Source organism: Sporolactobacillus inulinus, assembly GCF_006539285.1.
GTDB classification, from domain to species: domain Bacteria; phylum Bacillota; class Bacilli; order Bacillales; family Sporolactobacillaceae; genus Sporolactobacillus; species Sporolactobacillus inulinus.
On the sequence record NZ_BJMS01000121.1, the window covers coordinates 1 to 7,973 of the forward strand.

Genomic DNA, 7,973 nt, shown 5'->3' on the forward strand with positions numbered 1-7,973 from the left:
ACACGCGGTGAATTGGATTGCGGTTTTGTTAATAAACTTGAAATAAAATCATTCCAGATTACTTCGTTGAAGAAAGACCGTATCCTTTGTATCGTCTCACCGCAGAGTAAACTTTATCATCAAAAAACCGTTTCTTTTGACCAACTGAGAAAACAGCCATTTATTATGCCCGCCTTTGGAGGAAACCATGAAGTAAAACAGCTTTTGGCGGCACACAACTGTAAGCCTGAGATTCGCTTCGAACTCATGGAAGAAAATGCGATCCTCGCCATGGTCCGTAATCATCTGGGAATAAGTATATTACCTGAATTGGTGCTTCCTGATCAAATTGCACCGCTTAAAGCCATACCATTTTCTGAGGAGAGCTTTCGTACGATCGGACTTGCGACGCGAATCCCGCCCTCACCGGCAGCTAAGTGCTTTGCTGAGATAACCAAGGAATTAATCGCTGAGTTTGCCTAAGGAAAGAACGGCAACAAGAAATCGAAAGGTCGGGGTACGGATCATGAACCAATTACAAGCATACAGAAAAGAAATCGATGCCATTGATGAACAGCTCATCCACTTGTTCAACGAGCGAATGGACATCGCGCGTTCGATAGCATTATTCAAATTGAAAAACGATCATAAAATTCTGGATGGAAAGCGAGAACAAGACATCATTAGAAAAGCACGTGACCAAAGCGCACGTGCAGAACTTAGGCCCTATCAAGAATCCCTTTTCAAACACCTCGTAACCCTCAGCCGTGATTATCAGAAACTGCTGATCAATAAGTGCAAATGAAAAGCAACCTCCATTTCGATGAGTCGAGACGGAGGTTGCTTTTATCTTCTCGGATTCGCTTGAATCATTAATAGATCGGTGTATTCTCAGGATTAACATTTTCAAGCAATTCTTTGATTCGCGCAAGAAAACGCCCCGTAATCAATCCATCGAGCACGCGATGATCAATCGAGATACAGAGATTCACCATATCACGAATTGCAATCATGTTATTCACCACTACAGGCCGTTTGACAATCGATTCGATTGACAGAATAGCAGCTTGAGGATGGTTGATAATCGGCTGTGATTGAATTGATCCGAATGATCCGGTGTTATTTACTGTAAACGTTCCTCCTTGCATGTCATCGGGCGACATCCGATTTTCGCGAACGCGAGCGGCAAGTTCGTCGACGGCAAAAGCAAGTCCTTTAACGCTCCGTTCATCGGCATTCTTAATGACCGGAACATAGAGCGCATCTTCTGAAGCCACGGCAAGGGATAGATTAACCGCCCGTTTTTCAATGATTTTATCACCGGCCCAAGTGCTGTTCATACGCGGGAATTCTTTCAAAGCGGCGACAATCGCTTTCATAAAAAAGGGCAGATAGGTTAATTTATGACCTTCTTTTTTCAAAAATGCATTTTTTACTTGGTTCCGATAGTTCACTAAATTGGTCACGTCAACTTCAATCATTGTCCATGCATGAGGAATTTCATGTTTGCTGCGCAGCATGTTAGCAGCGATCGCGCGACGTACTCCAGTCAACGGGATAACACGATCACCCGCTTCACTCTTTATGGCAGAATGTTTTGCTTCAGGTGCCGCCGCTTGTCCGGCGACAGCTCCTGCGTAGCCCCCGGCAGATGCAGCTGGTTGCATGCCAGCAGCCGGATTTAGATTCTCAGAAGCTTGTGCTGGTTCAGCCTCCAGAAAACGCGCGACATCCTTCCTTGTAATCCGCCCGTCTCTTCCACTGCCGGTAATCTTCTCAAGATCAAGGTCATGCTCTTGAGCAAGACGTAATACCGCCGGCGAATAGCGTTTTTTCATTGACTGCTTCGTTTTTTGACGCGACTCAGCTGCTTCTGTCGTTGTCTCAGCCTCGCCTGTAGCTTCATTACCTGCAATTTCAATCGAACATATCGGCTCGCCAACCGGCAAGGTATCGCCCTCGCTTGCATGTAATTTAATAATTTTTCCTTCGAAGCTCGAAGGTATTTCTGCGTTCACTTTATCCGTCGTTACTTCAGCTATGGGATCGTATTTTTTTACTGTATCGCCTGCTGAAACCAGCCATTGACTGATCGTTCCTTCAGTCACACTTTCTCCTAATTGCGGCATCGTCATTTGCTTTTCACTCATCATACTGCCCCCTTCCTTTAAAATTCAGCTAGGTCTTGGATTGCTTGTTCAATTTGTTCCGGTTTCACCATAAATGCCTGTTCCAGCGGGCCGGCATAGGGCATTGCCGGCGCATCCGGTGCCGCAACGCGTTTGATCGGCGCATCCAGTTCAAAAAGGCAGTTCTCGGCAATAATTGCTGCAACTTCACTCAACACGCTACCCTCTTTCGTGTCTTCCGTAACCAGCAAAACTTTTCCAGTCTTTTGTGCCGCGCTGATTATTGATTCTTTATCAAGTGGATAAATCGTTCTCAGATCAAGCACATGAGTGGAAATGCCCTGCTCTGCAAGCCGCTGCGCCGCATTGAGTACATGATGAACCATGAGTCCATAGGTGATTACGGTTACATCGGTACCCTCGCGTTTAACGTCGGCTTTTCCAAGCGGAACAACATAGTCGGTTTCCGGAACCTCGCCTTTCAAGAGTCGATACGCACGCTTATGTTCAAAAAAGAGAACCGGATCATTGTCGCGTATCGAAGCTTTTAACAGCCCTTTTGCGTCATACGGCGTTGAAGGAATAACAATTTTCAATCCAGGAATATTAGCAAAGATCGCCTCCATCGATTGAGAATGATAGAGTCCCCCATGAACGCCTCCGCCAAACGGAGCGCGAATCGTTAATGGAGCCGACCAGTCATTATTCGAGCGGTAGCGCATTTTCGCCGCTTCAGAGATAATCTGATTAGCCGCTGGAAGCATAAAGTCTGAGAATTGCATTTCAGCTACCGGACGCAACCCATATAGAGAAGCGCCAATGCCGACACCTGCGATTGCAGACTCAGCAAGGGGTGTATCCATCACGCGAAGCTCGCCGTACTTTTCATATAATCCCTTCGTTGCTTGAAAGACGCCCCCGCGTTTGCCAACATCTTCCCCTAATACAAAGACGTTCTGGTCCCGATCCATTTCTTCATCTAGAGCCATGGTAATGGCTTCAATATATGAGCGTACTGACATTCGTTCTTCCCCCTTAATTCTTTTCCTCATAAACATAATGAAGAACAGAATCGGGCTCAGCGAATGGTGCTTTTTCTGCATCATTCGTCGCTGCATCAATTTCTTTGCGAATCCGTTCTTCCATTTCTCGTTCGACATCCTCGGTCAAAACATGAATAGCGCGCAGGTATTCGGCAAACGTCACGACACCGTCATGTTTTTTCGCTTCATCGACTTCCTCTTTGGATCGATAGGTCATATCATTATCGTCACTCGTGTGCGGCATTAATCGGTAACCATTCGCTTCAAGAAGTGTCGGCCCTTCGCCGCGATGTGCTCGATCTGCTGCTTTCTTAACCGCAGCATAAGCAGCAAGTGGATCGTTGCCGTCAAAAGATTCCCCATACATCCCGTAGCCAATCGCACGATCTGATATATGTGCACAGGCTACTTGTTTTTTTAAAGAAACCGAAATCGCGTAATGGTTGTTTTCACACATAAAGATAACAGGAAGTTTGTGAACAGCTGCAAAGTTTGCTGCTTCATGAAAATCGCCCTGGTTTGACGAGCCTTCGCCAAAAGTGACAAAGCTGACAATATCGTCACCTTTGATTTTCGCTGCAAGCGCGATTCCGACAGCATGTGGATTTTGCGTTGTAACCGGTGATGAATGACTAAGCATGCGCAGCTTTCGATAGCCGAAATGGCCCGGCATCTGTCTTCCACCTGAATTCGGATCTTCTGCTTTTGCAAAATTATTCAACATCATTTCCCTTATCGTCATGCCCCATGCAAAAACAAAACCATAGTCGCGGTAATAGGGTGCAACATAATCTTTATCGCGATTTAAGCCAAATGCAGCGCCGACTTGTGCTGCTTCCTGACCTTGACAAGACACAACAAAGGGAATTTTGCCTGCGCGATTGAGCAACCAAAGTCGCTCATCAACCCTTCTCGCCTTCAGCATGTTCTCATACATTGACAGAACATCTTGATCGGTCAAACCCAGCGCTCTGTGACGATTAGTTACTTGAGCAGTTTGTTTCATTTTTTGAATCATAGATGAATCGCCCTCCCATCGGCTGCCAATGCAGCTTCACCGATAATTTCAGATAGTGTTGGATGCGGATGAATGACTTCTGACAGTTCCCATGGCGTCGCGTCAAGCAGCTTGGCTGCTGCGGCCTCGCCGATCAACTCGGTTGCATGTGGTCCGTAGATGTGGATACCAAGCACGTCATTGGTCGATTTGTCTGCAATCACTTTTGCAAAGCCTTCAGAGTCGCCATACACGAGCGCCTTGCCGATCGCGCCAAATGGAACCTTACCTACTTTCACTACATGATCTTTTTTAGCTTGCGCTTCTGTTAAACCAATGGATGCGACTTCCGGATGCGTGTAGATGCAGCGGGGAACCCGTTCCGGCTGCATCGGTTCAACGGGCAATCCTGCAATATGTTCCACCGCATGGATTCCCTCATGTGCGGCAACATGTGCCAGCTGCAATCCACCGGTTATATCGCCAATTGCATAAATATGCGTTTCCTTGGTTTGGCCAAAAGCATTTGTTTTTATATAACCGTGATCTGTTTCTATTGATGTATTAGCAAGACCAATGTCCTCGGTATTCGGCATACGCCCAACAGATACGAGAATTTTCTCTGCAGAAAAAGTTTCTGTTCGACCATCAACTTCTGCGCTGATCGAAAGCTGGTTGTCTTTTTGCAAGGTTTCCGGAAGCAGCTTTGCCGAGGTGACCATTTGAATGCCGCGTTTTTTAAAACTGCGCGCAAGCGATAACGATAGCGTTCGATCCTCACTTGGGATGATGCGGTCACTGTACTCCAAAATAGTCACTTTCGAACCGAAATCTGCCAGCATCGATGCCCATTCCACGCCGATCACGCCCCCGCCGACAATGATTATTGAAGCGGGCACCTCTTGTAATTGCAATGCTTCATCGGAGGTTAGGACATGTTCTCCATCAACCGCTAAACCGTTTAAAGAACGAGGCCTTGACCCAGTTGCTAGGATCACATTTTTAGAGGTCAGGATCTCATTTTCACGACCATCAGCAAATTCAACCGATAGCGAACCGGGTATCGGTGAGAAGATTGATGGACCAAGAAGACGTCCGAAACCGTTAATAATGTCAATTTTTCCTTTTTTCATTAATTGTTGAATACCATGATGCAATTGGTTCACAATCGCTTGCTTTCGTTCCTGGATTTTGTTGAAACGGAGTGCAACTTGGGCAACTTCAATTCCGAAGTCTTGACTCTTTTTTATTTCACTGAAAACTTCTGCGCTTCGAAGCAGTGCTTTCGTCGGGATACACCCTTTATGGAGGCATGTCCCCCCTAGCGAGTCTTTCTCAACGATCGCCGTCTTTAGCCCGAGTTGGCTGGCGCGAATAGCTGCTACATAGCCACCTGTTCCACCACCTAATAGGACCAGGTCATAATTTTTGACCATAAAAAAGTCACTCCTTATCGTTCGTGCATGGCTTATTTACGTTTTGCGGGCAGAAAGGTTTCGTTCATACTAGAGAAAAAAATCATTTTTTAACGCAACGCTACAGTGATTCCTTCTCTATTTTTTTCGATTCGTTGCCGTTTATCCATAAGCGCCGTACCCTGCATCTCATTCACATGATCCTCTCATCTTAGCGTACACTATTCATAACCGGTAAGCAAAACACATGTATGGTTTTGCTTCAACAATCTGCTAAACGATTCGAGACAATTTCTCAGCATGGTCTTCATATCTTTGAGAATCTATAAGGCTCTGGCGCCAGTGAGACCCCGCAGATTTCTGTTTGTCTGAGGAGGCTCGCGGTGCGCCCGCGGCAAGCGAGCAACCGGAGCGGCGATTCAGCACCGAAAAGACACGAGTCCATCACACATGGCTGGAGATTAAGGACCAAGCACAGTTTGGTTTTTCTTAAATAATACATGACATCGGCCGTTGAAAAACGTACAATTAAGAATTGAGGAAATCATTTTCCAGATGACGCGAATCAGAATCACCGTTGTCCCTTAATGCGTCAGCCAATGCGATGACCTAACCCTACTTTTTCGGAGTGAATAATTTGGAACAATTTAACTGGATCTTCACGATTACTTGGCAGGAAGCACTTATCTCATTAGCCATATTTCTGATTTTCTTCATCGCAAGAAAACTGTTTTCTAAATTTTTTCTAAAACTGATCGCCCGGCTGTCTAAATTAAGCAAAACACAGATGGACGATGCGATTGCTGGAGCATTTTACAAGCCGGTTACGTTTATCCTTCTCTTTGCAGGCATCTACTTTGCACTTTTATATTTACCGCTTCCGCATGCATGGAAGTCAATCGTTTCATTGATTTTTAAATCGTTGACCGTATTTTCAATTGGTTGGGGATTCTACATCTTCTCTGGTGCAATTGGCATTTTCTTTAATCGAATGGGCAATCGCTATGAGCTGCAGTTCAATACAATCGTGATTCCATTTCTTTCTAAAATCGTGAAATTTATTATCGCGGTCTTTACCCTTTCGATAATCTTAGAACAGTGGAATTTTCACGTCACCGGATTGATCACCGGACTTGGCATTGGCGGACTAGCCGTGGCAATGGCCGCAAAAGATACTTTAAGCAACCTGTTTGGTGGCCTGGTGATTATTACCGATGCACCTTTTACAATCGGCGACATCATTCAGATGGGGTCAATTCAAGGCGTTGTTGAAGATATTAACTTTCGTTCCACACGCATTAGAACTTTCGATCTTGCGCTGGTAACGGTCCCCAACTCAACACTTGCCAACTCGCCAATCACAAATATATCGAGAATGGACAGGCGGCGAATTTATTTCAATCTGTCCTTGGATATTGAGACAACAAATGAACAGATTAAACGGAGCCTTGGCCGCATCCGGCAAACACTGGCAACAGATAGCGAAGTTTATCCCGATAAAAAGTATGTTTATTTGGATAAAATTACTTCAAGCAGTAAAAACTTGATGATTGATTTTTTCATCAAAACCATGGATTTTGAGGAATGGTTAAAAGCAAAAGAACACTATAATTATATTGTTCTCGATATTCTTCAAAAAGAACAGGTTAAGTTGGCTGCGCCGCGTTCGGTCATCATTACAACAAATGACGATGGAAAAAAATTTGAGGACGATCAGGCCGCAGCCACGGAAGAACGCTTACCGTCTCGAGACTAGACTAATTATAGGTTTGGTGATGAGGCGTGTCTCAAAAGTCTGTTGACTATGGGACATCCTTTAAAAAACGTATACTTTTAGATTAAGCGAAATGGTTCAGGACGCGCATTCAATGGTGTTTGTTGGTTACTTGCTGCTTGGGCAGGATTGGATTTGAATTTAATGCAAGCATGATCATCCCTGTGCAAATCAGCAGCACAGCAACTGGAAGACCTGTCCCATATAAGATCAAACAGTTAAGGCTTCCGGCAAGCAGAAACAGTAGCCCGCAAACCACAGCAAACCCTTTTCTCATGAATAGATACAAACCGATTCCAGACATGGCTGCACTGATTCCTCCGGCCATAAATGCATGACTTCCGAAGGAGATCAGGCTTCTTAATGCCCCGGATGCAGATAGCGGATCATGTTTAACGAGCTGAGTCATACGCATTGAAGGTGCCCATAAAGCCGTAAGAAATGTAAAGCCGCCAAAAAGCGATTGAATCAATGCTGACAGTACAGACAAAGAAGCGATGATGCACGCGGTAACGCGACGATTCATGGTGAACACTCCTTAATCAATCTCTAACAAGAAACTTGTCTGCTCAATCATATGCTTGAAGCCCCGCCTTGATTCCACAATCTGTATTTGATTTCTTGGTCTTGCTGATG

General features: G+C 45.2%; 8 protein-coding genes. 3 read left to right on the forward strand and 5 right to left on the reverse strand.

Annotated features, from left to right (window positions below; all coding sequences use genetic code 11):
* Both SIN01_RS13145 and SIN01_RS13150 read left to right on the forward strand, forming a co-directional pair.
* A partial coding sequence (locus SIN01_RS13145; RefSeq protein WP_141306125.1) for a LysR family transcriptional regulator substrate-binding protein occupies positions 1-462 on the forward strand: 462 nt, incomplete at its 5' end.
* A gap of 43 nt (positions 463-505) precedes the next feature.
* Positions 506-784 carry a chorismate mutase gene (locus SIN01_RS13150; RefSeq protein WP_029548180.1) on the forward strand — a complete coding sequence of 93 codons (279 nt, stop codon included), beginning with the start codon at positions 506-508 and terminating at the stop codon, positions 782-784.
* Positions 785-851: 67 nt separating this feature from the next.
* Here the strand turns inward: SIN01_RS13150 and SIN01_RS13155 are convergent, their stop codons facing one another.
* The 4 genes from SIN01_RS13155 to lpdA are packed head-to-tail and all read right to left on the reverse strand — an operon-like array spanning position 852 to position 5,584.
* Positions 852-2,129, reverse strand: a complete 1,278-nt coding sequence (locus tag SIN01_RS13155) for a dihydrolipoamide acetyltransferase family protein (protein WP_010025061.1) — start codon at positions 2,127-2,129, stop codon at positions 852-854.
* Between the two features lie 17 nt (positions 2,130-2,146).
* Positions 2,147-3,130 carry an alpha-ketoacid dehydrogenase subunit beta gene (locus SIN01_RS13160; protein WP_010025062.1) on the reverse strand — a complete coding sequence of 328 codons (984 nt, stop codon included), beginning with the start codon at positions 3,128-3,130 and terminating at the stop codon, positions 2,147-2,149.
* A gap of 13 nt (positions 3,131-3,143) precedes the next feature.
* Positions 3,144-4,169, reverse strand: a complete 1,026-nt coding sequence (locus tag SIN01_RS13165; RefSeq protein WP_010025063.1) for a thiamine pyrophosphate-dependent dehydrogenase E1 component subunit alpha — start codon at positions 4,167-4,169, stop codon at positions 3,144-3,146.
* Positions 4,166-5,584 carry a dihydrolipoyl dehydrogenase gene (gene lpdA, locus SIN01_RS13170; RefSeq protein WP_010025064.1) on the reverse strand — a complete coding sequence of 473 codons (1,419 nt, stop codon included), beginning with the start codon at positions 5,582-5,584 and terminating at the stop codon, positions 4,166-4,168. Before lpdA ends, SIN01_RS13165 begins: the two co-directional genes overlap by 4 nt.
* A gap of 607 nt (positions 5,585-6,191) precedes the next feature.
* On the opposite strand from lpdA, the gene SIN01_RS13175 reads away from it, so the two are divergent.
* Positions 6,192-7,319: a mechanosensitive ion channel family protein gene (locus SIN01_RS13175; RefSeq protein WP_373864409.1), complete on the forward strand. Its 1,128-nt coding sequence runs from the start codon at positions 6,192-6,194 to the stop codon at positions 7,317-7,319.
* Positions 7,320-7,428: 109 nt separating this feature from the next.
* Here SIN01_RS13175 and SIN01_RS13180 read toward each other — a convergent pair whose 3' ends face one another.
* A complete protein-coding gene (locus SIN01_RS13180; protein ID WP_010027783.1) occupies positions 7,429-7,863 on the reverse strand; it encodes a hypothetical protein in 435 nt (144 codons plus the stop codon).
* Between the last annotated feature and the right edge of the window lie 110 nt (positions 7,864-7,973).

What these genes read in the sequence shown, in the direction of transcription:
- SIN01_RS13150 (WP_029548180.1), top strand. Translation starts at nt 506, where the DNA reads ATGAACCAATTACAAGCATACAGAAAAGAAATCGATGCCATTGATGAA.
- SIN01_RS13160 (WP_010025062.1), bottom strand. Translation starts at nt 3,130, where the DNA reads ATGTCAGTACGCTCATATATTGAAGCCATTACCATGGCTCTAGATGAA.
- SIN01_RS13155 (WP_010025061.1), bottom strand. Translation starts at nt 2,129, where the DNA reads ATGAGTGAAAAGCAAATGACGATGCCGCAATTAGGAGAAAGTGTGACT.
- SIN01_RS13180 (WP_010027783.1), bottom strand. Translation starts at nt 7,863, where the DNA reads ATGAATCGTCGCGTTACCGCGTGCATCATCGCTTCTTTGTCTGTACTG.
- SIN01_RS13165 (WP_010025063.1), bottom strand. Translation starts at nt 4,169, where the DNA reads ATGATTCAAAAAATGAAACAAACTGCTCAAGTAACTAATCGTCACAGA.
- lpdA (WP_010025064.1), bottom strand. Translation starts at nt 5,584, where the DNA reads ATGGTCAAAAATTATGACCTGGTCCTATTAGGTGGTGGAACAGGTGGC.